Source organism: Marinobacter arenosus, from assembly GCF_019264345.1.
Taxonomy (GTDB): Bacteria; Pseudomonadota; Gammaproteobacteria; order Pseudomonadales; family Oleiphilaceae; genus Marinobacter; species Marinobacter arenosus.
Map to the genome: position 1 here is coordinate 92,983 of NZ_JAHVAO010000004.1, position 22,920 is coordinate 115,902.

Here is a 22,920-nt window from a genome sequence, read left to right on the forward strand (position 1 = left end):
ATCGTCTGCCGGCCCCCGTCATTTGGCGGATCATTGACGCCCGTAGAATCCCGGATCCTCGGGATCCGGTCGGGTCTTGAACCGTCGATGCATCCACAAATACTGGTCTGGCGCCCGACGGATCTCCTGTTCAATGGTTTTGTTGATCAGGGTTGCGTCCTGTAAATCATCGCCGCTCGGGAAGTTTTCCAGGGCGGGGTGAAAGTATATGTCATAGCCGGGGCGATCCTCCCGGCGAACATGACTGAACGGCACCACCTTGCAGCCACTGCGCTCCGCAATCCGCGAGGTCGCGGTGATGGTGCCCGCGGGAATGTTGAAGAACGGGGCAAAGACGATGTCCTTGCGGCCGTAGTCCTGATCCGTGGCGTACCAGACCGCACGGTTCTTCTTCAGGCTGCGAAAAAGCCCCCTCAGATCCCTGGCACCGAGCACGGTGCCGTAGCGACGCTCCCGGGCCCGGGTCATGACGGCGTTCATCAGAGGGTTGTTGTGATCACGCTGCATGACGTCCGCAGCAATGTACTCCGTGACCAGGCTTCCACCCAGGTCGAGAGTGCTGTAGTGGCCGCCTAGCAAAAGGACACCCTTACCGTGATCCAGGGCCTGTTGAAAATGGTCGAGTCCGTGAACCGTGGTGATGTCGGTCAACCCGGCAGGGTTGCGGAACCAGGCGAGCCCCAGTTCTATCAGTCCGATGCCATTGGCGATGAAGGACTTGCGAGCCAATGCCGATTGCTGGGCAGATGTAAGTTCGGGAAAACAGAGGCGAATGTTGACCTCGGTGATGTGCCTGCGGCTCCGGGCCAGATGCCACGCCAGCAGTCCTACAACTTTTCCCAGCCACCATTGAAGGCGAATGGGCAGCTGCGCCACGGTCCACATCAGCGCCACCCCGATCCAGGTTGGCCACCAACGGGGGTGACGGTAGGCACTGTAATCGGTATTCCTTGGAAGCTTTCGGTATTTCTTTTTCACTGGAAGAACGTCCCTGCCTGTTCGCAATTCTGGTTGCTGCCAAGCGCCAGTCAACCGCATCAACCAGAAGTAAATCAATAGGTTTTCGGCTATGATACCGTACTGTTTTACCGGGAGTCCTCTGTGCTGCAATTTATCTATTCCCAGCTGATACGGCTACTTCTGCCCTTTATTCTGGTGCGCCTGTGGTGGCATGGCCGTAAAGCTCCGGACCTGCGCCGGAATTGGTACCAGCGGCTGGGAATCGTGCCGCGTGCGGAGGGCACGGTCGTCTGGGTGCATGCGGTGTCTGTCGGCGAAACCATCGCCGCGGGCCCCATGGTCCGGCGATTGCTGGCACGGGACCCGGATATCACCATTCTGATGACCGCTATGACCGACACGGGGCTGGCCCAGGCACAAAAGATGTTTGGCAATCAGGTGCGGTATGCCTACGCGCCTTACGATACCCCGGGGGCCATTCGACGCTTTCTGAAGCGTGCTCGGCCCCGCATCCTGGTCATCATGGAAACCGAAATCTGGCCCAACATGATCCGGCAATGCTGGGCGCTCAAGGTACCCATTTTCCTGATCAACGCCCGCCTTTCGGAGCGCTCTGCCCGGGGCTACGAGCGCATCCGGAGCCTGGCGTTGCCCGTCATGAGAAGCATCAGTTGGGTGGCGGCTCAGGCGGAGAAAGACGCCGAACGCTTCTGTCGGATTGGCGTCACCCCGTCGAAAGTGGCGGTGACCGGCAGCGTAAAGTTCGATGTGGACATTCCTGAGAGCGTGCGCCAGGCATCCCTGGCGCTCCGGCAGAGCCTGACAGGCCGTATCGTCTGGATTGCAGGGAGCACGCACGAGGGCGAAGACGTGCAACTGCTGGAGGCTCATCGAAAGGTACTGGTCGCCCATCCGGACACGCTCCTGATTATTGTGCCGCGCCACCCTGAACGATTTGAGTCGGTCGCTGACCAGATCGAGAAAGCCGGCTTCGAGAGTGCGAGAAGATCGGAGGTGGCGCAGCCGGGCAGCGCGCAGGTCTACCTGGGGGACACCATGGGCGAACTCATGATGCTCTACGGTGCCAGCGACATGGCCTTTGTGGGTGGGTCGCTGATCGAGCGTGGCGGCCATAATCCGCTGGAGCCCGCAGCCTGGGGCATCCCGGTGTTCTCTGGCCCCCATGTATTTAACTTTGAAACCATCTATGACCGGTTGTTGGACGATTCTGGCGTCAAGCTGGTGGCAAACGCCGACGAATTGGCCGCCCACATTGTCGCCCTCATTGACGATGCCGAGGAACGGAAGGCAATTGGCAACCGGGCCCTGGCTGTGGTCGAGAAGAATCGCGGAGCGTTGGGGAAGGTGGTCGACGGGATCTTTGAGAGGGTCTGAGGCGGGCGACATCCGGCGCCCGCCTTCGGTGCTTACTGAGTCGGATCTTCCAGAACCTTGTCCTCGTTCGCCAGGGCTTCAATACCCGGTGCGTCCTCGCTCAGCCAATTATTCAACACGATCAGATCCTGCGGGCTGAGTGTTCCCGCCGCCTGCTTCAACCGCAATGTGTTGACGACGTAGTCGTAGCGCGAATTGGCGTAGTCCCGCAGCGCGACGTAGTAGGCGCGCTCGGCGTCCAGAACCTCCACGATGTTACGGGTACCCACTTCGTAGCCAGCCCGGGTGGCATCGAGAGCACTCCGGCGGGAAACGATCGTCTGCTCCAGTGCGGATGACGTCTCGATGTTGTTGTTCACCGTCAGGAACAGGCTTCGGGTAGTGACGCGTACGTCCCGGCGAACCGTGTTCAGTGACTCCTGGGCAACAGTCAGCAACGACCGCTGCTGGCGAACGCCGGCCTGGGTGCCGCCCCCCGTGTACAGCGGCACATTGAGGGTCAGGCCAACCACGCCCTGGGTAGTGGTGCCATCACGCTGCTGCTGGAACGGTGAAGAGGAACCGTTTTCCAGGCCATCGGTATTGGTGTTGCCGTACGAGGCGTTCAGGTCAAGCGTCGGATAATGACCAGCCTTGGCCGCCTTCAGGTTGGCTTCACTGACATTCAGGTCGTAACGGGCGGATTGAATTGACCAGTTCCGCTCCAGTGCACTGGTCTCCCAGGCCGAGGGGTCCATCGGCTCAGGCCGGCTGAGCGGAAAATTCTGGCGCAGGTTCTCAAGATCCTCGGCGTATTCCCCGGTCAGTCGGGCGACCTGTTCCCGTGCAATGTTCAGTTCGTTCTCCGCGACAATGCGGCGGCTCCGGGTGTCATCGTAGCTGGCACGCGCCTCATAGACCTCGGTGATGGCGATCAGGCCAACATCAAAGCGCTCCTGTGCCTGCTCGTATTGCCGCTGGATAGCGGCTTCGGCTGCGAGGGTGGTGGTCACCGTGTCCCGGGCTCGTAGGACATTGAAGTAGGCCGTTGCAACGTCCAGGATCAATTGCTGTTGGGCGAGATTGTACTGGGCGCGGGCGGAGTCGGTCTGGAACTGGCTGGCGTCGTAGCGGAACCAGGCATCGGCCTGAAACAGGGGTTGACTCAGTTGAACGCCGTAACCGAGTTCGCGATAGCTGTTATCCTGGTTCGGCCCATCGATATCGATGTAATTTGCGTCTCCGAAGGCGCCGATCTGGGGCAGCAGCACACTGCGGGTCACTTCGCTGGCGGACTGCTGGGCTTCGAAGCTCGCCTGTGCGGCTGCTATACCCGAGTCATAGGAAAGCGCTTTCTCATAGGTCTCTACCAGGTCCATGGCGAGGGTGGGCTGTGCCACCAAGAGGCCAATAAATCCGGAAAGCAGTCGTTTCTTCATCATTTCTCCTGAATTCCTGTGCACGTATGCGTTCCGCCCGGATAAACCGTTGGGGCTGGCGAACCACAGAAGCTGCGCATGCAACATGCAGTCGGTAGCGCTTTGGTCGGCCATTATGGACAATAATCAGTCACAGCTCTACACTTGCAAACGGCACCTATTTCGGGTGCCACACAAAAAGATTCGCGTCTTGACGGGGTGCTGGTCTGCCTGAACTGAATAAGGGCAGCCGGCTGAGATTGCAACGCAGAACCCGCGACCTGATCCGGATAATACCGGCGTAGGAATTTAAGACCACAAAGCTGTTGGGCAAGAGTGCTCTTTCGTCTGAATGAGCGGTTCCGGTCTCCAGCTCCGTCATACGCGACCCGATGTCCACCCAAGTCCCGGGAGCGAATGATGACAGAGTTACCTTCCTACCTCAGCGATTCCGCGCAGGTAGATTCCGCCGCAATCAAACCATTGCCAAATTCACGGAAGGTATACGTGCAGGGCAGCCGCCCCGATCTTCGTGTGCCGATGCGTGAAATCACACTGGGTGATACGCCCACCGAAATGGGGGGAGAATTGAATGCCCCGGTGATGGTTTACGACACCTCTGGTCCTTACACCGATCCTGACGCCACGATTGATCTGCGGAGAGGGCTCGCGCCGGTCCGTGCCCGTTGGATTGCCGAGCGCAACGACGTTGAAACCCTGCCGGGATACACCTCCGAGTTCACCCGTCGCCGGATGAAAGACCCCCAGCTCGATCCGCTCCGCTTTAACGAAGATCGCAAGCCCCTGCGGGCGAAAGCCGGCAACAATGTCAGTCAGATGCATTACGCCCGGAAGGGCCTGATCACTCCGGAAATGGAGTACATCGCCATCCGGGAAAATCTCAAACTGCAGGAGGCTCGGGAAAAGGGATTGTTGAAGGACCAGCACCCGGGCCAGTCGTTCGGAGCGAATCTCCCAGAGGAGATCACGCCCGAATTTGTGCGCGAGGAAGTGGCACGGGGCCGCGCCATTATACCCGCCAACATCAATCACCCGGAATCCGAACCGATGATCATCGGCCGCAATTTTCTGGTCAAGATCAACGGCAACATCGGAAATTCGGCGGTCAGTTCGTCCATTGAGGAAGAAGTGGAGAAGTTGACCTGGGGCATTCGCTGGGGGGCTGACACCATCATGGATCTGTCTACCGGCAAGAATATCCATGAAACCCGGGAGTGGATTATCCGGAACTCTCCGGTTCCTATCGGTACCGTCCCGATCTACCAGGCCCTGGAGAAAGTGGGTGGTGTCGCCGAAGACCTGACCTGGGAGGTTTTCCGGGACACGCTGATTGAACAGGCAGAGCAGGGTGTGGATTATTTCACCATCCACGCGGGTGTTCGGCTGCATCACGTACCGCTGACCGCAAACAGGACCACGGGGATTGTCTCGCGTGGTGGTTCTATCATGGCCAAATGGTGCCTCGCCCACCATAAGGAAAGCTTCCTTTACGAGCATTTCGAAGACATTTGCGAAATCATGAAGGCCTACGACGTTTCCTTCAGTCTGGGCGATGGGCTGCGCCCCGGATCGATTGCCGACGCCAACGATGCGGCGCAGTTCGGCGAGCTGGAAACCCTGGGCGAGCTTACCAAAATTGCCTGGAAGCACGATGTTCAGGTCATGATCGAAGGCCCGGGGCATGTGCCCATGCACCTGGTGAAGGAGAACATGGACAAGCAGCTTGAATGCTGCGACGAAGCGCCTTTCTACACGCTTGGGCCCCTGATCACTGACATCGCACCAGGCTATGATCACATCACGTCCGGCATCGGTGCCGCGATGATCGGCTGGTATGGCTGCGCCATGCTGTGCTACGTCACTCCCAAAGAGCACCTGGGGCTGCCGAATAAGGACGACGTGAAGACCGGCATCATAACCTACAAGATTGCAGCGCACGCCGCCGACCTCGCCAAGGGTCACCCCGGTGCCCAGATTCGGGACAATGCACTCTCCAAGGCCCGTTTCGAGTTCCGTTGGGAGGATCAGTTCAACCTGGGACTCGACCCGGATACCGCGCGTTCCTACCACGATGAAACCTTGCCGAAGGAATCGGCCAAGGTTGCCCACTTCTGCTCCATGTGCGGGCCGAAATTCTGCTCCATGCAGATTTCCCAGGAGGTCCGGGATTATGCCCGGGAACATGGCCTTGATGAGGTGGCTGCCGTGGATGCCGGGATGCAGGAAAAGTCCCGGGAGTTCGTTGAATCGGGCAGCAAGCTTTACGACAAGGTTTAGGTTGTCTGCCCGCGAGCCAGGCATGGCCGAGCTCAGGCGCTAGACGGCAATGCCCGCGTCTGGACCGGTAGCGTCTTTTTTAGCCCTGTGGCTGTGACACCGAACGAAGCTTGCAATGGCCACCGGCCACCGGCTATCGTTCAAAGTCGTTGCCGAAACAGGGTGAAAAATGACCAAGCCGTTCCAGTTCACAGCCAGCGATGTGAAAGTTGAAAAACGAGAAACCGTCTTCCAGGGCTTCTTCCGCATGGACAAGCTCTGGTTGACGCACCCGCGTTTCGATGGGCGGGAAATGCCGGTATTCACCCGCGAGTTGTTTGTCCGTGGCGATGCCACGTGTGTGCTGCCCTACGATCCGGTTCGTGACGAAGTGGTCTTGCTGGAGCAGTTCCGGCTCGGCGTTCTGGGTCGAGACCAGTCACCCTGGCTCCTGGAGTTAGTGGCGGGCATGAACGAACACGGCGAATCTCCGGAAGATGTGGCGCAACGTGAAGGCCAGGAAGAAGCGGGGCTGTCGTTCAGCCATCTGCACCGTATATGCGATTACCTGGTTTCCCCGGGCGGGACCACGGAACTGGTTCATCTGTTCTGTGGCCAGATCAGCACGGAGGGGGCCGGCGGTCTGTTTGGCGTCGAGCACGAACACGAAGACATAAGGGCCCACGTCTTCAGTGCGGAAGAGGCAATTGCGATGATCCGCGATGGCCGAGTCAACAATGCAGCCGCTATTATTGCTCTTCAGTGGCTTGAACTGAATCGTTCAAGACTCCGTAACGAGGCGAATCCATGACAGAGTGGAGCATGAAGCCAAAGCGCTATGTGCCTGACCTCAGGCAGCTCGGCGCCTTGTGCGATGGCAATTACCAGCGGTTGAGCCGGCTCCGCCAGTTGGAGGCGGGCGGCAAGCCTGTGTGTGAGTTCGAGTTGCACCGGGAGAACCTGTATCTGGGTCGGGTTCAGATCAAGGTGCTGCAAACCGCAAGATTCACCGAAACCCTATTGCTCGAGCAGGTCCACAATGCGGGCCGTTGGCTGAATAACCCGCAGATGACCGTGCGTGTGTATCACGATGCGGCCATGGCCGAGGTCATCAGCTGCTACCGGGATCGTCAGATTGCCCCGGTGAATGATTACCCCAATCGGTTTATGCACCACCCGGACGAGAAAATTCAGGTCAATGGGTTCCTGGCGGACTGGCTTGATTACTGCCTGCGCTTCGGTCACCTGCCGATGGAGCACGCTGCCTGGTCGGCGGGTGAGGGCGTGGACTGACCGGCATCGCGCCAGGATGGAATACTGTACTAAAGTGGGCTGGCGCGAGCCGGTCCGTGTGTCATAGTTGTCAAAAATTGCAATATGTCGCCGGAGCCTGGTCAGAATGTGACTCCCGTTGCATTCAAAGGTGATAAAACCGGAAGCTGTCGTCGTACACTTGTGCCACGTTCAAGTGATGAGCACTGATTTGACCAAGAGCGCCATGACCACAAAGGATGAATCCCGGCCCTTCCGGGTACTGCAACTGACCGACCCCCATCTGATGGCGGATGCCAACGGCGAACTGCTGGGCGTTAATACCCGGGAGAGTCTGGCCGCGGTGATTGATGAGGTTCTGAAGGTTCATGGTCAGCCGGATTTCATTCTGGCCACTGGCGATCTGGCCCAGGATGGCTCTGAAGAGGCTTACCGGGTTTTCGGGGAAAGTTTACAGGCGTTCGCTTGCGATTCTGCGTGGCTGGCGGGTAACCACGACAGTGCTGAGACGCTCAAGTCCGTGGCCGCTGACTATCAGGCTGACCGCCGGAGCATCGTTGAGGGCGGCTGGCAATGCATCCTCCTCGACTCTTCCGTGCCGGGAAAAGTATACGGTGAGTTGGCCGAGTCCGAACTCGACTTCCTTGAGTCGACCCTGGCCGAGCACCCGGATCTTCCAGCCCTCGTCACGCTGCATCATCATCCCGTGGATATTGGCTCGGACTGGATGGAGCAGATCGGTCTGCGTAACCGGGAAGCGTTCTGGAAGGTCCTGGACCGGCACCCACAGGTGCAACTGGTGCTGTGGGGGCACATTCATCAGGAGCATGCCCTGGACAGACAGGGTGTACGTCTGCTCGCAACGCCGTCAACCTGTATCCAGTTCACGTCGGGCTCCAGCAAGTTTTCTGTTGAACCCGCGGCGCCAGGTTATCGCTGGCTCGAGCTGATGGCATCCGGCGACTTCAAGACAGAAGTTCGCCGGGCCGAAGATTTTGAATTTACCCTGGACCAGAATAGCTCCGGTTACTGAACCGATTGACGAAGTTCCCTGGCCGCCTGAACCATCGTCCTCAATGCCGGGATCACTTCTTCCCATTTCCGTGTTTTCAATCCACAGTCCGGGTTGACCCAAAGCCGATCTGATGGAATCCGGTCGGCCGCTTTTTTCATCAGGCCGATCATGTCCTGTTTGTCAGGGAGGTTGGGTGAGTGAATGTCGTATACGCCGGGGCCTATGTCGTTGGGGTACTCGAACCCCCTGAAGGCATCCAGCAGCTCCATATCGGACCGTGACGTCTCGATGGTAATCACGTCTGCGTCCATCCTGGCGATGGCTTCAATGATGTCATTGAACTCCGAGTAACACATGTGGGTGTGAATCTGCGTTTCGTCCCTGACGTCGTTGGCGGCGATTCTGAACGCATGAACGGCCCAGTCCAGATAGCCGGCGCGGTCCGCCAGTCGAAGAGGAAGCCCCTCCCGCAGTGCCGCTTCATCCATCTGAATGATTTTCACGCCGGCCTTTTCCAGGTCGAGAACCTCTTCCCGAATCGCAAGGGCCAGCTGCAGGGCCGTGTCTTTCCGGGGTTGATCATTGCGGACAAAGGACCAGTTCAGCATGGTCACCGGCCCGGTCAGCATGCCCTTGAGCGGTTTGTCGGTGAGCGACTGGGCAAAACAGATCCAGTTGACGGTCATGGCCGTGGGGCGGGAAATGTCGCCGAACAGGATGGGCGGCTTCACGCACCGGGAACCGTAGGACTGAACCCAGCCAAACTGGCTGAAGGCATAGCCGTCCAGCTGTTCACCGAAATATTCCACCATGTCGTTGCGTTCGGCTTCTCCATGAACGAGCACATCAAGGCCCAGTTCCTCCTGCCGTTGCACGCAGTCGGCAATCTCCTCCCGGATACGGTCTATGTAGGCCGCTTCCGTGAGTTCTCCCTTGCGGAACTGCTGGCGGGCCTGACGAATGTCCGGAGTCTGCGGGAAGGAGCCGATGGTCGTTGTCGGATAGTCGGGGAGAGGAATGTGCCCGCGTTGCGCCTGGATCCGCTCACTGAAGCTCGTTCCGCGGGAACCTGAGTGATTTTTGAGGTTTGTTATGGCCTCCCGCACTGCAGGTGTATGGACTCGATCGGAGTCCCGTCGGGCCTGGATTACACTGGCGTTATCGGTCAATGGTGCATGCACAGATGCGCGGCCCTGATTGAGGGCCCGGGCGAGAATCTTCAGTTCATCCAGCTTCTGGACCGCGAAGGCAAGCCAGCTCTTGATGTCGGCCTCCAGCTTGTGTTCACTGCTGACATCAACGGGAACGTGCAACAGTGAGCAGGACGGGGCAAGCCAGAGTCGATCACCCAGTCGTTCGTGCACGGGCTCAAGCCAATCGAGTGTGTTGCCCAAATCGGTTCGCCAGATGTTGCGGCCGTCGATGATGCCCAGCGAGAGTATTTTATGCGGTGATAACCAATCCACGACCCGGGCGACTTCTTCGGGCGCACTGATGGCATCCAGGTGTAGGCCCTCCACGGGCAGCTCACAGGCTAACTGCAGGTTTTCTCGCAAGTCGCCGAAGTAAGTGGTCACTAACAGTTTGGCATTGGTGGTTTTGAGTGAGTGGTAGGCGACGTTAAACGCGTGGCGCCAGTCCGCATCCAGGTCAGTAACCAATACCGGCTCGTCAATCTGTACCCACTCCACGCCTTCGGCCGCAAGCCGGTCCAGCAGCTCGGCGTAGATGGGCAGCAGTCGGTGCAGCAAGTTCAGCTTGTCGGTGTCGTCTTTGCTTTTTCCCAGCCAGAGATAGGTTACCGGACCGATAATCACTGGCTTCGGCACCAATCCCTGGTTTCTGGCTTCGTGAATCTGATCCAAGAGGCGCTGGGGATTCAGTGAGAATTCGGTATCCGCCTGAAATTCCGGGACGATATAGTGATAATTGGTGTTGAACCACTTGGTCATTTCACCGGCATGGATTGCGCAATCCTCGTGATCATTGGCTGATCGTCCACGAGCGACCCGGAAATACCGATCCAGATCGCTGCCTTCTTCGCGGTGGGCCCGGGCTGGAAGGTGGCCGAGGGTGACGCTCATGTCGAGAACCTGATCGTAAAATGAGAAGTCGCCGATCGGGACCAGATCCACTCCGGCCTGTGTCACCCAGTTTTTGTGGCGAAGGGCCTCGCCTTCCATCTGCAGTTGCTCTTCCGTGAGGCTGCCTTGCCAAAAGGATTCCAGGGCGTGCTTGAGTTCGCGCCGCGCTCCGATTCGGGGAAAACCAAGGTTGTGCGTAGTAACCATAGCCGGTGGTACTCCTTGTTGTGATTGCGTTTGGTGACTTGAGGCGTACTAGGCTAGACGGCTTTTGATATGAAAAATAATGGTATTATTTCAATAATCCATGAATAAAATTCACAAGCAGGAATCGCGCCGACCATGATTGAGCGAAACCATCTGGAAATTCTCAGGGCCGTTGCTCAGCGAGGGTCTTTAACCGCAGCTGCCGAAACCCTGAACCTCACCCAGTCGGCACTCAGCCATTCAATACGAAAGCTGGAGCAGCAGTTGGGGGCGGCAGTGTGGATTCGGGAAGGGCGTCAGCTGCGTTTGACACAGTCTGGTGAATACCTGCTTTCATTGGCGGGGCGGATCCTGCCGCAATTCGAGCACGCCGAGACGCTGATTGGTCAGTTTGCCAAAGGGTTGCGCGGGAGCCTGAGAATCGGCATGGAATGTCACCCCTGTTATCAATGGCTGCTCAAGGTGGTTGGTCCGTATCTGGACCAGTGGCCGGGTGTCGACGTGGACGTGAAGCAGAAATTCCAGTTCGGCGGGATCGGGGCCCTGTTCGGATACGATATCGACATGCTTGTGACTCCGGACCCTCTGCATCGTCCGGGCCTGGTCTTCGAGCCGGTGTTCGATTACGAGCAAGTGCTCGTCGTGGCGGACAACCACCCTTTGGCGGGCGCGCGATGGGTGGAGCCGGCTGATCTGGCCCGGGAAACGCTGATCACCTACCCGGTGGAAATCGAGCGGCTTGATGTCTACACCCGATTTCTCTCGCCTGCCCATGCCAGCCCTGCCCGCCACAAGACCATTGAAACCACCGATATCATGTTGCAGATGGTGGCCGCGGGTAGGGGGGTTGCAGCCCTGCCTCGCTGGCTGGTGGCGGAGTATGGAACCCGAATGGCGATAAAGCCGGTGCAACTGGGCGAGCAGGGGATCGCAAAGCAGATCTTTCTGGGCCTCCGCGAGCGGGATCAGCAGGTGGATTACCTGAAATCGTTCATGGCAATGGCAAGGGATGTTAGCTGGCGCTAGGCTCTTGCGGTAAACTGCGCGAAAAAATCCAATCAGGGAATCCGACCATGAGCGACATACCTGCAGATCTCAAATACATTGAAACTCACCAGTGGGTGCGCGTCTCCGACGATGGCACGGCCACCGTAGGCATCACCGACTTTGCGCAGGAGCAACTGGGCGATGTCGTCTACATTGGGGTGCCTGACCTGGGTGTCACCGTCAATGGCGGCGAGGAGGCGGGTGTGGCTGAATCGGTCAAGTCCGCTTCGGACGTATTCAGCCCGGTAACCGGTGAAGTTATTGCGGTGAATGAGGCGCTTGAGGATGAACCCGAAAAAGTGAATGAAGACCCGTATGGTGATGGCTGGCTGTTCAAGGTGAAGCTGGTAGACCAGGGTGAGCTGGAAGGCCTGATGGATGCGGCGGCCTACGCGGAGCATGTGGCCGCCGAGGAATAATCCCGGGCAATTGCTTCAAGGCCCTAGGGCAGCCGGTGCCGGTCATGGCGTGCTGTTGTTTCGGGGATATGTATAATTCCCGCCCCAAATGTGTTTTCTTCAGGTGGTCGCTATGAATTTTCCGGTTCTGTATCTTCGAAAAGGCGCCGAGCGCAGGCTCCGGGCCGGTCACCTGTGGGTGTACAGCAATGAGGTCGATACCCGTCGATCACCGCTGGCCGGGTTCGAAGCGGGCACTCAGGCCGAGCTGAAAGCCTCCAATGAGAAGTCACTGGGAACCGTATTCGTCAATCCCCATGCTCTGATCTGTGGCCGGTTGATCAGTCGGGATAGCAGTCACGGTATGACGCCGAAGCGGTTGAGTCAGCGTCTCGAGGCCGCGCTGGCGCTGCGGGATCGGTTGTTCGACAAGCCATTTTATCGGTGGGTTTTCGGCGACAGTGACGGGCTCTCCGGGCTGGTGATTGATCGCTTCGACGATACGGTCGTCGTGCAGATCTCCACCGCCGGCATGGAGTTGCTGAAAGACACCATTGTGCGGTCGGTTCAGCGTCTGGCGCACCCCAAGGCCATTATCCTTAAAAACGATGGCAAGATGCGCAAGGTGGAGGGGCTCGATGTCTACGTGGAGCAGGTCCACGGCGCGGAAATTTCCCTGCTTGAGGTGGAAGAGAATGGGGTGCGATTCGAGGTGCCTCTGGAAGGCGGTCAGAAAACCGGTTGGTTTTACGATCATCGGATGAACCGTCAGCGCCTGCAGGCCTATGCGCCTGGCAAGCGGGTTCTGGATGTCTTCAGTTACGTCGGTGGTTGGGGTATTCAGGCCGCCTGTGCCGGTGCATCCCAGGTTACCTGTGTGGACAGTTCCTCGGCCGCCATCGACTCGGTGCATCACAACGCCCGATTGAACGGCCTGGAGAATGTGGAGACCCTGGAAGGGGATGCGTTTGAGGCCTTGAAAGCGCTGTGTGAGGAAAAAGAGAAATACGACGTTGTTGTGCTGGATCCGCCGGCACTGATTCCCCGGCGCCGGGATCAGAAGGCGGGCGAGCAGGCCTACGCGCGGCTCAACCAGTTAGGCCTCAGGTTGCTGGAGCGCGACGGAATTCTGGTCTCGGCGTCGTGCTCCATGCACCTGTCCCAGGACAAGCTGACCGACATCATTCGCAGCAGCGGCCGCAAGATCGACCGTTTCGTGCAGTTGCTGGAGCAGGGGCATCAGGCCCCCGATCACCCGGTTATCCCGGGGATTCCGGAGACCGACTACATCAAATCCTGCTTTGTGCGGTCCCTGACCAGCTTCTTCTGAAGACGCAGCACTCGGCTGTTCAATCTGCCGCTCAGTCCCGCAACGACATGATCTGCCAGCCGTTCTCCCGGGCCAGGGCCTCCAGCGTGGGGTCCGGATCCACGGCGACAGGGTTGTCCACGGCTTTCAGTAGCGGCGCATCGTTATGGGAGTCGCTGTAAAACCAGGCTCCACCCAGATCCCGGTCATGGGCCGCCAGCCAGTCATTCAGCCGCGTCACTTTACCGTCCTGAAAGCTGGGTACCCCGGCAACTTCCCCGGTGTAGCGGCCGTTGACCAGCTCCGGTTCCGTGGCGATCAGGTGTTCAATGCCCAGCTCGTCAGCGATCAGCTCCGTTACAAAGCGGTTGGTGGCGGTAATAATCATCAGCGTATGTCCTTGGTTTCGGTGATGATCCAGAAGCTCGGTCGCCTTGCGCTGCATCATGGGGCGGACTTTTTTGGCCATGAAGGTTTCCCGCCAGGCCAGAAGCTGGTCCATGTTGTGATTGGCCAGCGGCTGAAGGGCGAAACCCAGGTAGTGCAGAATATCCAGCTCGCCATCAAGATATTCCTGGTAAAACCGATCATTGGCCTTGCGGTATTCCTCGGCATCCACAATGCCTTCCTCAACAAGGAATTCGCCCCAGGCGTGATCGCTGTCTCCAGCGAGAAGGGTGTTGTCCAGGTCAAAAATTGCGAGCGTCAAGCTATTACCTCCGGTGATCACTGGGCCTGTCATGGAGGCGTCAGTCTATCACGAGCTGATGATTGCGGCTTCGTTTGCCGAACCCTTGGGTTTCTGCAAGAATGAGAGCAACTTGGACAAATCCGACCGGTTAATTTTTGTACCGGTCTACCGACTTTTGAGAGGACTGTGCCGTGATTGATTCAGACGGTTTCAGACCCAACGTCGGAATCATTCTGGCCAACCACAGGGGCGAAGTTCTCTGGGCGAGGCGAATTGGGCAGGACTCCTGGCAGTTTCCGCAAGGTGGTATCAAACACGAGGAATCACCGGAAGAGGCATTGTTTCGGGAGCTTGGCGAGGAAATCGGTCTGGGCGCCAGCGATGTGGAGATCATCAGCTGCACCCGGGGCTGGCTCAGGTACCGGCTTCCCAGGAGGATGGTGCGCCATAATTCCCACCCGGTTTGCGTGGGCCAAAAACAGAAATGGTTCCTGCTGAGGATGCTGTCGCCGGACGCGCAGGTGTGCGTCGATGGTACTGATTCGCCGGAGTTTGACGGTTGGCAGTGGGTGAGTTACTGGTACCCACTTGGCCAGGTAGTCTCGTTTAAACGGGAAGTATATCGACGTGCGCTGAGAGAGCTCGCACCGCGACTGTTCTATAACATGGAACAGTGGCAGCGCAGCGAGCAGGCCCGGCGCTTCAAGGAACACCAGAAATGATGGATTGACCTTTCCATGCTGAGCATACTGCGAAGTCTTGTACAAGAGGTGAACAGCGCCCGCGATTTGCAGGAGGCGCTGGACGTCATTGTCTCGCGTGTGCAGAAGGCCATGGGAACCGAGGTCTGTTCGGTCTATCTTCTGGATCCGGCGACCAACCGCTACATTCTGATGGCCACCGAGGGCCTCTACCGAGAGGCCGTGGGCAAGGTCAGCCTGGCCTACTCCGAGGGCCTGGTTGGTCTCGTCGGTTCTCGAGAGGAGCCGATCAACCTCGAAGATGCGCCGTCCCACCCCCGTTATCGCTATTTCCCCGAAACCGGTGAAGAACGCTTCCGGTCATTCCTTGGTGTTCCCATTATTCACCACCGCCGGGTGCTCGGCGTCCTGGTCGTGCAGCAACGAGAAAGCTCCCGTTGTTTCGACGAGGGCGAGGAAGCGTTTCTGGTCACGGTCTCCGCGCAGCTGGCGGGGGTTATTGCCCACAGTGAAGCAACTGGGGCTATCAGCGGGCTTTCATTGACCGGCGAAGAGGCCCGGGACGTCAGCTTTAGCGGTGTGCCAGGCGCTCCGGGCGTGGCGATTGGTGCGGGAGTTGTGGTTTACCCGGCTGCCGATCTTGATGTGGTGCCGGAAAAGCCCACCGAGGACATCGAACAGGAACTTGAGCTTTTCCGCGAGGCTGTGAAGGCGGTGCGCGAAGACATCGAGCGGGTTGCCAAGCGGCTGGCTTCGCAGTTGCGCCCCGAGGAACAGGCCCTGTTCGATGTCTATCTGAGAATGCTGGGCGACGAGGCCCTGCCCGGGGAAGTGGCCAACCAGATTCGGCAAGGCGTCTGGGCCCAGGGCGCGCTGAAGCAGGTCGTGCAGCAGTACGTTCGCCATTTCGAGATGATGGACGACCACTATCTGCAGGAGCGTGCGGTCGACGTGCGTGACCTTGGCCGCCGTCTGCTCTCGCACCTTCAGGAGGGCGAGCAGCGCCACCTCGAGTATCCCGAACGCACGGTTCTGGTCAGTGAAGAACTGACCCCGGCGATGCTGGGAGAGGTGCCGAAGGGGCAGCTTGTCGGTTTGGTGTCCGTGAAGGGGTCCAGTAACTCCCACGTCGCCATTCTGGCCCGCGCCATGGGCGTGCCTACGGTTATGGGTCTGGTTGATATCCCGGTCAACCAGCTTGATGGCAAGGAGTTGGTGGTCGATGGCTTCGAGGGGCAGATATTTGCGTCTCCTTCGGATGACCTGAGGGCCTTCTACCAGGCGATATGCGACGAGGAAGACGAGCTCATTCGCGGTCTCGAAGCGCTCCGGGACAAGCCCTGCGAGACCACCGACCATCATCGCGTGTCGCTTCTGGTGAATACCGGGCTGATGACGGATGTCGTCCGTTCCCTGTCTCACGGTGCCGAGGGCATTGGTCTATATCGAACGGAAGTGCCGTTCATGATCAAGGACCGGTTCCCGTCCGAGCAGGAGCAGCGTGAGTACTATCGGGAACAGTTAGAGGCATTCGCGCCCAACCCGGTCACGATGAGGACGCTCGATATTGGGGGCGACAAATCGCTGACCTATTTCCCCATCCAGGAGGAAAACCCCTTCCTGGGCTGGCGGGGCATTCGGGTTACCCTGGATCACCCGGAAATTTTCCTTGTTCAGGTGCGGGCCATGCTCAAGGCCAGCGAGGGCCTGAATAATCTCCAGATCATGCTGCCGATGATCAGCAACATCTCGGAAGTCGAGGAATCCCTGCACCTGATTTACCGGGTGTATCACGAGGTTCGCGAAGAAGGCTACGATATTCACATGCCCAAGGTGGGTGTGATGGTGGAGATACCCGCAGCGGTGTATCAGATTCGCGAGCTGGCGGACCGGGTCGACTTTCTGTCAGTGGGCTCCAACGATCTCACCCAGTACCTGCTGGCGGTTGACCGGAACAACCCGAGAGTTGCCCAGCTTTACCACTCGTACCATCCCGCTGTACTTCAGGCCCTGGTCCGGATTGCCCAGGATGCCCATGTCGTGGGCAAGCCGGTGGGAATTTGCGGCGAACTGGCCGGCGATCCGGGTGGCGCGTTGCTGCTGATGGCGATGGGTTACGATTCCTTGTCCATGAACGCGGCCAGCCTGCCGAAAGTGAAGTCGGTGATTCGCAGCATCAGCCGCGAATGGGCCGTGCAGTTACTTGAGGATGTCCTGCTGCTGGACTCTCCCCATGTGATCAAGAGTTGCGTTGACCTCGCGCTGCGCAATGCGGGCTTTGGCCGTTATTTGCGCCCGGGCAAATCAACAACCATTGCCTTTGCCGAAAAGGCCCTTTCCTGATCTTTTGTCGTGATTTCACCGAATATAGGGTGAGTACTCTAAAACCTGCTGATAGGTTGGCAGATAACTGGGCATTCGGAAATACAATCCCGACATGCCAACCGGAAAAGGAAACACCATGACAGCTCCAACCGATCTCAAATCCTCTCCCCGTATAGGGCTTGCCCTGGGCGGCGGCGGACCTTTGGGCGGGATTTACGAGATTGGTGCCCTTCGAGCGTTGGATGAAGCTCTGGACGGTCTCGATTTCAACGACATCGATGTCTACGTTGGGGTGAACGGTGGCTCGTTCGTGGCAGCCAACCTCGCTAACCAGATGACCACCGCCCAGTTGTGCCGCATTTTCGTGCGCAACGAGGCAGAGGTTCACCCATTCCATCCGGAAGTCTTCTACCGACCCGCATTTCGGGAGCTTGGCAGTCGGTTGCTGGCCGTTCCCGGTCTCGTGTCGACAGCGGTCCAGCGATTCATCAACAACCCTTACGATCAGAGTCTTCTTGAGGCACTGACAATCCTTGCCCAGGCGGCACCTGCCGGACTGTTTGATAACGAAGGCCTGCACGAATACCTCAAGCGTGCGTTCACCATGTTGGGGCGTACCAACGATTTCCGCCAATTGAAGCGTAGCCTCTACATTGTTGCAGCCGACGTGGAAAGCACCGAGGCTGTGTGCTTTGGCGCCCCCGGTTTTGATCATGTGCCGATTTCCAAGGCGATCCAGGCGAGTACGGCCTCACCCGGCCTTTACGTACCGGTCGACATCGATGGTCGCTATTACGTCGACGGTACCCTTCGTAAGGGGCTGCACGCCTCGGTAGCCTTCGAAGATGGCGCCGATCTGGTGTTTGCGGTGAACCCTCAGGTGCCGATCGACGCCAGTGCCGCGGTTCGTGCGGGCACCATGAAACCGGGGGAGCTGACACGCTCAGGTATGCCCAACCTTCTGTCCCAGATGTTCCGGACCATGGTTTACTCCCGGATGCAGTCCGGCATTGCCCAGTACGCGCGGGATTACCCGGACAAGGATATCCTGCTGTTTGAGCCCACCCGGGATGACGCCAAGCTGTTCTTCTCCAACGTCTTCAGCTTCCAGTCTCGTCGGATGGTGTGTGAGCACGCCTACCAGATGACGCGCCGGGATCTTCTGAACCGGGCCGATGAACTTGAGCCAAAGCTGGCGAAGTACGGTATTACACTGCGCCGGGATCGTCTTGAGGATGAGCAGCGAACCATCAGCACCAGTCTTTATGGCGAGATGCTCCCGCTGTACGTGGCAAAAGGCCGCAAGAAGAAGGCGGAAAAAGGAAAGCTCGCGTCAGGCCTCGAAAACGTGACACATCTGTTCAGCAAGGCCCAGTAGCCGGAAGGGCAGGGGCGCGTCAGTGCGCCCCCGGAGCGTTGCGTTTACAGGATGTAGCGGCTGAGGTCCTCGTCTTCGGCCAGCGCTCCCAGCTTTTCGTCTACATAGGCGGCAGACACTTCAAAACCGTCGCGTACCTGATCACCCGCCTCGAACGAAAGGCTTTCCAGCAAGCGCTCAAGCACCGTGTGCAACCGCCGGGCACCAATATTCTCGGTGGTTTCATTGACCTTCCACGCCACTTCCGCGATTCGGGCAATGGCGCCCTCGCCAAAGGTCAGTGTTACGCCTTCGGTTGCCATCAGGGCTTCGTACTGCTGTACCAGGGATGCGTCGGGCTCAGTCAGGATACGCTTGAAGTCCTCAGGTGAGAGCGCCTCAAGCTCGACCCGGATCGGCAACCGGCCCTGAAGCTCCGGAATCAGGTCAGACGGCTTCGACAAGTGAAACGCACCGGATGCGATAAACAGAATGTGGTCCGTGCGTATCGAGCCATACTTGGTGCTGACGGTGCTGCCCTCGATCAGTGGGAGCAGATCCCGTTGAACACCTTCACGGGACACGTCGGAGGAAGCGTTTTCCGAGCGTTTGGCCACCTTGTCGATCTCGTCAATGAAGACGATTCCGTTCTGTTCGACCACCTGAATGGCCTTTTGTTTGATCTCTTCTTCGTTGACCAGTTTCGCGGCTTCCTCGTCCTTCACCCGCCTCAGGGCATCGCTTACCTTCATTTTTCGGGTTTTGCGTTTATCGGAGGACAGGTTGGAGAACATGCTCTGAAGTTGACTGGTCATTTCTTCCATGCCCGGGGGGGCCATGATCTCGACACCGGCGCCGCTGCTGCTGAGATCGATCTCTATTTCCTTGTCATCGAGTTCACCCTCGCGCAATTTCTTTCGGAACAGCTGACGGGTGGACGAGTCGCCACTGCGCTCACTGTCTTCCCGGAAGTCCCGGGCGGGAGGAAGAAGGGCATCCAGAATGCGCTCCTCAGCGGCATCGAGAGCCCGGTGCTCATGACGTTTCATTTCCTGCTCGCGCAGCATCTTGATGGCCATGTCGGCCAGATCCCGGATGATCGATTCCACGTCGCGGCCAACGTAGCCAACTTCGGTAAACTTGGTGGCTTCCACCTTAAGGAACGGCGCATCGGCGAGCTTTGCCAGCCGTCGAGCGATCTCGGTTTTGCCGACGCCCGTCGGGCCGATCATCAAAATATTCTTGGGCGTAATCTCGTCGCGCAGGCTGCTGTCCAGCTGCATACGGCGCCAGCGATTTCTCAGGGCGATAGCCACCGCCCGCTTGGCTTCTTCCTGACCCACGATGTGTTTATCAAGTTCGTGGACAATCTCACGGGGAGTCATTGCAGACATGGTCGCTCCGGATCACTCGTTGGTGGACAGCACTTCGAGGGTGCGATGGTGGTTGGTGTAGATGCAGATGTCAGCTGCTATATCCAGGCCCTTTTCCACAATTTCGTGGGCGGACAGTTCGGTGTTTTCCAGCAGGGCTCTGGCAGACGCCTGGGCGAAGGGGCCGCCGGAACCGATCGCAATAAGCCCTTGCTCTGGCTCAATAACGTCGCCATTGCCGGTAATAATCAGCGAGGCGGTTTTATCGGCCACCGCAAGCAGGGCTTCGAGCCGGCGCAAGGCCCGGTCCGTTCGCCAGTCCTTTGCCAGCTCCACTGCAGCCCGGGTCAGGTTGCCCTGATGCTTTTCCAGCTGGGCCTCGAATCGCTCAAAGAGGGTGAACGCATCGGCGGTGCCACCGGCGAAGCCGGCAACCACCTTGCCGTTGTACAGGCGGCGAACCTTTCGGGCGTTGCCCTTCATAACCGTGTTACCCAGGGAAACCTGGCCGTCGCCACCCATGGCAACTTCATCATCGCGGCGGACCGAAAGTATGGTAGTCATTTGGGCTCCAATTGCCTGATTGAAATCGGTATTGGGCAGTTATGGAGGCGGGGGAAGAGAATTCAAGTGGAGAGCCAGACGACGGCGCGAAAAGCTCCCCGCGGATCCGGCTAGCCTTCCTTCGGAATTTTCCGAACCAGGGGCTGGATGTTGATGGATACCAGCTTGTCGATCGCCGAATTCATCTGGCTTCGCGAGGTGAAGGGGCCCACGTTGACGCGGTACCAGATGGTTCCGCTGTCCAGGTCGATGCGTTGCACGGTCGCGCGCAGGCCCTGGAAGGCGATCTCGGCTCGTTGTCGCTCGGCGTCACCCTTGTTGCGAAAGGAGCCGGACTGCACGAGGTAACTAAAATCCTGTTTTGCGGGACCCGGGGTGTACTCGTCAACCTTGGGTGGCACGACTTCGGATTCCGGGAGCATTTCGTAGAAGCGGAATCCGGGCTTTTTGTCCACGGTCTTGGCCGTGGTCTGGGGTTGATTGCTTTCCGTCTGGGTGGCCGGCAGCGGCGCCGGCTGAGGTCTGCTTCCGGCTGGAAGGGAGTTCAGATAAACAATGAAGCCAATGAAACCGCCTACGGCTGCCAGTGAGAAGATCCATTTCACCGACAGGCCGCCGTGCTGGGACCGTGCAGGCGTCGCCGTTCCGGTCCGCTTTTTCGGGCCGTGCGACGCCTTGCTCTGTCTTTTCTTCGGCGTCGCGGAAGGCGAGGCCGAGCGGTTCTTTCGGGCGTAATCTCGGGACATGGTCGTTATTTACATCTCTTCCGGTGCGCTGACGCCGAGCAGGTCGAGCCCATTGGCGATTACCTGGCGAATGGCCAGGTAAAGGCTTACGCGGGCGTCTCGAACGGCCGCATCCTCAATGAGAACCTTGTGAGCGTTGTAATAAGTATGGAACTGGCCCGCCAGGTCCCGCAAATAGTGGGTCAGGTGATGCGGTTCCCGTTGCGCCGCAGAGTTGGCAATCAGCTCCGGATACTTGGCGAGCTGGTTGGCCAGCTCCTTTTCCTCATCAAGGGTCAGCAGTGACAGGTCACCGACGCACTGGTTGCGCCCCCGCTCAATGCCTTCCGCCGCCATTTTTCGCAGAACACTGCAGATGCGGGCGTGAGCATACTGGATGTAATACACCGGATTTTCATTGGTCTGGGAGCGCGCCAGATCGATATCGAAAGTCAATTGCGAGTCGACACGCCGGGCGGCAAGGAAAAACCGGGTTGCGTCCCGACCGACTTCGTCGATCAGGTCCCGTACGGTGACGTAGCTGCCGGCACGCTTGGAGATTTTCACTTCCTGGCCGGATCGGGTCACCATGACCATCTGGTGCAGCACGTAATCCGGCCAACCTACTGGAATGCCGGCATTGAGTGCCTGTAGCCCGGCCCGGACGCGGGTGACCGTGGAGTGGTGGTCCGCACCCTGCTCGTTGATAACCGTGCTGAAGCCGCGCTGCCACTTGTCGAGATGATAGGCGACGTCCGGCAGGAAGTAGGTGTAACCTCCATCCTTCTTCCGCATCACCCGGTCCTTGTCGTCGCCAAATTCGGTGGTCTTCAACCACATGGCGCCGTCCTGCTCGTAGGTGTAACCGTTGTCCCGCAGGCGACTTACCGCAGCTTCCACTTTCCCGTCCTCGTACAGGGAGGACTCCAGGAAGTAAACGTCAAAATGCACGCCAAACGCTTTCAGGTCCAGATCCTGCTCCCGGCGCAGATAAGCGACCGCAAACTCGCGAATCGCATCCTGATCGTCTGGGTCGGCCTTGGCCGTTACCTCGCGGTCATCGGCAGTGACGGTTTCGCCGGCCAGGTAGGCGTTTGCCACGTCAATGATGTAGTCGCCGCGATAGCCATCAGCTGGCCAGCTGTCATCGTCCGGGGTCAGTCCCCGGACCCGGGATTGCACCGACAGCGCAAGGTTGTTGATCTGGGCACCGGCGTCGTTGTAGTAGAACTCCCGGGTCACCGAGTAGCCGTTCGCTTCCAACAGCCGGCAGAGGCAGTCACCGATCGCAGCACCACGGCCGTGCCCCACATGCAGCGGGCCGGTCGGGTTGGCAGAGACAAACTCCACCTGGACTTTTTCACCCTGGCCACGGTTGTTCCGGCCAAACTGATCCGCCTGATCCAGGATGGTGTTCACGACCTCGAAAGCGCTGGCGGTGCTCATGAAGAAATTGATGAATCCGGGGCCGGCAATCTCCACTTTCTGGACGGCTTCGCTCTCTGGCAGTCTCTCGATCAGTGCCTCAGCCAGTTTCCGGGGTGGACAACCCGCAGCCTTTGCCGCCACCAGGGCAATATTGCAGGCGTAGTCGCCGTGGGATTTGTCCTTGGTGTTGCCTACTTGCGGTGTGAACGCCTGGTCGGCGGGCAAGGTGCCCTCGGACTGAAGGGCGGCCAGCGCGGTCTGGAGCAGATCGGAAACGGTCTCTTTCATGCTGTCAGATGACTCGGTTTACTGGAGAATTGGAATTAGGGCAGGGCGCCCGATGGAAACAGAAGCCCGCTATTATCGCGGAAAGTTACGTTTCAAGCAAAAAGCTC

General features: G+C 58.6%; 19 protein-coding genes and 1 riboswitch. Of the genes, 11 read left to right on the forward strand and 8 right to left on the reverse strand.

Features of this window, described 5'->3' with window-relative positions; translation table 11 throughout:
• Positions 1-30: 30 nt before the first annotated feature.
• Positions 31-978, reverse strand: coding sequence for an LpxL/LpxP family Kdo(2)-lipid IV(A) lauroyl/palmitoleoyl acyltransferase (gene lpxL / locus KXD86_RS17805; RefSeq protein WP_312846326.1), 948 nt, complete (start codon positions 976-978; stop codon positions 31-33).
• Positions 979-1,101: 123 nt separating this feature from the next.
• On the opposite strand from lpxL, the gene waaA reads away from it, so the two are divergent.
• The gene (waaA, locus tag KXD86_RS17810) at positions 1,102-2,355 is read left to right on the forward strand and encodes a lipid IV(A) 3-deoxy-D-manno-octulosonic acid transferase (RefSeq protein WP_218637484.1); all 1,254 of its coding nucleotides are present in this window, start codon (positions 1,102-1,104) and stop codon (positions 2,353-2,355) included.
• Positions 2,356-2,387: 32 nt separating this feature from the next.
• On the opposite strand, the gene KXD86_RS17815 is transcribed toward waaA, so the two are convergent.
• Positions 2,388-3,773, reverse strand: a complete 1,386-nt coding sequence (locus KXD86_RS17815) for a TolC family outer membrane protein (protein ID WP_218637566.1) — start codon at positions 3,771-3,773, stop codon at positions 2,388-2,390.
• Positions 3,774-3,957: 184 nt separating this feature from the next.
• A riboswitch (TPP riboswitch) is annotated at positions 3,958-4,078 on the forward strand.
• 94 nt (positions 4,079-4,172) lie between these two features.
• Between KXD86_RS17815 and thiC the strand changes: the two genes are divergently transcribed.
• The 4 genes from thiC (at position 4,173) to cpdA (ending at position 8,334) form a co-directional block, all read left to right on the forward strand.
• The gene (gene thiC, locus KXD86_RS17820) at positions 4,173-6,050 is read left to right on the forward strand and encodes a phosphomethylpyrimidine synthase ThiC (protein WP_218637485.1); all 1,878 of its coding nucleotides are present in this window, start codon (positions 4,173-4,175) and stop codon (positions 6,048-6,050) included.
• 169 nt (positions 6,051-6,219) lie between these two features.
• Positions 6,220-6,840, forward strand: a complete 621-nt coding sequence (locus tag KXD86_RS17825) for an NUDIX domain-containing protein (protein ID WP_218637486.1) — start codon at positions 6,220-6,222, stop codon at positions 6,838-6,840.
• Positions 6,837-7,322 (forward strand): DUF1249 domain-containing protein, encoded by a 486-nt coding sequence (locus tag KXD86_RS17830; protein ID WP_218637487.1) that lies wholly within the window; start codon positions 6,837-6,839, stop codon positions 7,320-7,322. The genes KXD86_RS17825 and KXD86_RS17830 overlap by 4 nt, the downstream gene beginning before the upstream one ends.
• 205 nt (positions 7,323-7,527) lie before the next feature.
• On the forward strand, positions 7,528-8,334 hold the full coding sequence (cpdA, locus tag KXD86_RS17835; RefSeq protein WP_218637488.1) for a 3',5'-cyclic-AMP phosphodiesterase: 807 nt from the start codon (positions 7,528-7,530) through the stop codon (positions 8,332-8,334).
• Here cpdA and metE read toward each other — a convergent pair.
• The gene (gene metE, locus KXD86_RS17840) at positions 8,328-10,607 is read right to left on the reverse strand and encodes a 5-methyltetrahydropteroyltriglutamate--homocysteine S-methyltransferase (RefSeq protein WP_218637489.1); all 2,280 of its coding nucleotides are present in this window, start codon (positions 10,605-10,607) and stop codon (positions 8,328-8,330) included. The genes cpdA and metE overlap by 7 nt on opposite strands.
• Before the next feature lie 135 nt (positions 10,608-10,742).
• Between metE and KXD86_RS17845 the strand changes: the two genes are divergently transcribed.
• The 3 genes from KXD86_RS17845 to KXD86_RS17855 all read left to right on the forward strand — a co-directional run bounded on the left by KXD86_RS17845 (position 10,743) and on the right by KXD86_RS17855 (position 13,382).
• Positions 10,743-11,633, forward strand: coding sequence for a LysR family transcriptional regulator (locus tag KXD86_RS17845; protein ID WP_218637490.1), 891 nt, complete (start codon positions 10,743-10,745; stop codon positions 11,631-11,633).
• 47 nt (positions 11,634-11,680) lie between these two features.
• Positions 11,681-12,073: a glycine cleavage system protein GcvH gene (gene gcvH / locus KXD86_RS17850; RefSeq protein ID WP_218637491.1), complete on the forward strand. Its 393-nt coding sequence runs from the start codon at positions 11,681-11,683 to the stop codon at positions 12,071-12,073.
• Positions 12,074-12,185: 112 nt separating this feature from the next.
• Complete coding sequence (locus KXD86_RS17855; RefSeq protein ID WP_218637492.1) at positions 12,186-13,382, forward strand: class I SAM-dependent rRNA methyltransferase; 1,197 nt, start codon at positions 12,186-12,188, stop codon at positions 13,380-13,382.
• Positions 13,383-13,413: 31 nt separating this feature from the next.
• Here the strand turns inward: KXD86_RS17855 and KXD86_RS17860 are convergent, their stop codons facing one another.
• Positions 13,414-14,070, reverse strand: a complete 657-nt coding sequence (locus tag KXD86_RS17860) for a histidinol-phosphatase (protein ID WP_218637493.1) — start codon at positions 14,068-14,070, stop codon at positions 13,414-13,416.
• Positions 14,071-14,243: 173 nt separating this feature from the next.
• On the opposite strand from KXD86_RS17860, the gene KXD86_RS17865 reads away from it, so the two are divergent.
• The 3 genes from KXD86_RS17865 (at position 14,244) to KXD86_RS17875 (ending at position 18,456) form a co-directional block, all read left to right on the forward strand.
• Positions 14,244-14,774: an RNA pyrophosphohydrolase gene (locus KXD86_RS17865; RefSeq protein ID WP_218637494.1), complete on the forward strand. Its 531-nt coding sequence runs from the start codon at positions 14,244-14,246 to the stop codon at positions 14,772-14,774.
• Between the two features lie 15 nt (positions 14,775-14,789).
• The gene (gene ptsP / locus KXD86_RS17870; protein ID WP_218637495.1) at positions 14,790-17,096 is read left to right on the forward strand and encodes a phosphoenolpyruvate--protein phosphotransferase; all 2,307 of its coding nucleotides are present in this window, start codon (positions 14,790-14,792) and stop codon (positions 17,094-17,096) included.
• Between the two features lie 118 nt (positions 17,097-17,214).
• Positions 17,215-18,456: a patatin-like phospholipase family protein gene (locus KXD86_RS17875; RefSeq protein ID WP_218637496.1), complete on the forward strand. Its 1,242-nt coding sequence runs from the start codon at positions 17,215-17,217 to the stop codon at positions 18,454-18,456.
• A 44-nt stretch (positions 18,457-18,500) separates the two neighbouring features.
• On the opposite strand, the gene hslU is transcribed toward KXD86_RS17875, so the two are convergent.
• From hslU to argS, 4 genes are all read right to left on the reverse strand, one after another.
• On the reverse strand, positions 18,501-19,829 hold the full coding sequence (gene hslU, locus KXD86_RS17880) for an ATP-dependent protease ATPase subunit HslU (protein ID WP_218637497.1): 1,329 nt from the start codon (positions 19,827-19,829) through the stop codon (positions 18,501-18,503).
• 12 nt (positions 19,830-19,841) lie between these two features.
• Complete coding sequence (hslV, locus tag KXD86_RS17885) at positions 19,842-20,372, reverse strand: ATP-dependent protease subunit HslV (protein WP_218637498.1); 531 nt, start codon at positions 20,370-20,372, stop codon at positions 19,842-19,844.
• Positions 20,373-20,482: 110 nt separating this feature from the next.
• The gene (locus KXD86_RS17890) at positions 20,483-21,118 is read right to left on the reverse strand and encodes an SPOR domain-containing protein (RefSeq protein WP_218637499.1); all 636 of its coding nucleotides are present in this window, start codon (positions 21,116-21,118) and stop codon (positions 20,483-20,485) included.
• Between the two features lie 9 nt (positions 21,119-21,127).
• Complete coding sequence (argS, locus tag KXD86_RS17895; RefSeq protein WP_218637500.1) at positions 21,128-22,813, reverse strand: arginine--tRNA ligase; 1,686 nt, start codon at positions 22,811-22,813, stop codon at positions 21,128-21,130.
• Between the last annotated feature and the right edge of the window lie 107 nt (positions 22,814-22,920).

Coding starts and splice junctions, on each gene's coding strand:
- KXD86_RS17855 (WP_218637492.1), top strand. CDS start 12,186: ATGAATTTTCCGGTTCTGTATCTTCGAAAAGGCGCCGAGCGCAGGCTC.
- KXD86_RS17815 (WP_218637566.1), bottom strand. CDS start 3,773: ATGAAGAAACGACTGCTTTCCGGATTTATTGGCCTCTTGGTGGCACAG.
- hslU (WP_218637497.1), bottom strand. CDS start 19,829: ATGTCTGCAATGACTCCCCGTGAGATTGTCCACGAACTTGATAAACAC.
- hslV (WP_218637498.1), bottom strand. CDS start 20,372: ATGACTACCATACTTTCGGTCCGCCGCGATGATGAAGTTGCCATGGGT.
- KXD86_RS17875 (WP_218637496.1), top strand. CDS start 17,215: ATGACAGCTCCAACCGATCTCAAATCCTCTCCCCGTATAGGGCTTGCC.
- gcvH (WP_218637491.1), top strand. CDS start 11,681: ATGAGCGACATACCTGCAGATCTCAAATACATTGAAACTCACCAGTGG.
- KXD86_RS17830 (WP_218637487.1), top strand. CDS start 6,837: ATGACAGAGTGGAGCATGAAGCCAAAGCGCTATGTGCCTGACCTCAGG.
- argS (WP_218637500.1), bottom strand. CDS start 22,813: ATGAAAGAGACCGTTTCCGATCTGCTCCAGACCGCGCTGGCCGCCCTT.
- KXD86_RS17890 (WP_218637499.1), bottom strand. CDS start 21,118: ATGTCCCGAGATTACGCCCGAAAGAACCGCTCGGCCTCGCCTTCCGCG.
- ptsP (WP_218637495.1), top strand. CDS start 14,790: ATGCTGAGCATACTGCGAAGTCTTGTACAAGAGGTGAACAGCGCCCGC.
- thiC (WP_218637485.1), top strand. CDS start 4,173: ATGACAGAGTTACCTTCCTACCTCAGCGATTCCGCGCAGGTAGATTCC.
- KXD86_RS17825 (WP_218637486.1), top strand. CDS start 6,220: ATGACCAAGCCGTTCCAGTTCACAGCCAGCGATGTGAAAGTTGAAAAA.
- metE (WP_218637489.1), bottom strand. CDS start 10,607: ATGGTTACTACGCACAACCTTGGTTTTCCCCGAATCGGAGCGCGGCGC.
- cpdA (WP_218637488.1), top strand. CDS start 7,528: ATGACCACAAAGGATGAATCCCGGCCCTTCCGGGTACTGCAACTGACC.
- KXD86_RS17845 (WP_218637490.1), top strand. CDS start 10,743: ATGATTGAGCGAAACCATCTGGAAATTCTCAGGGCCGTTGCTCAGCGA.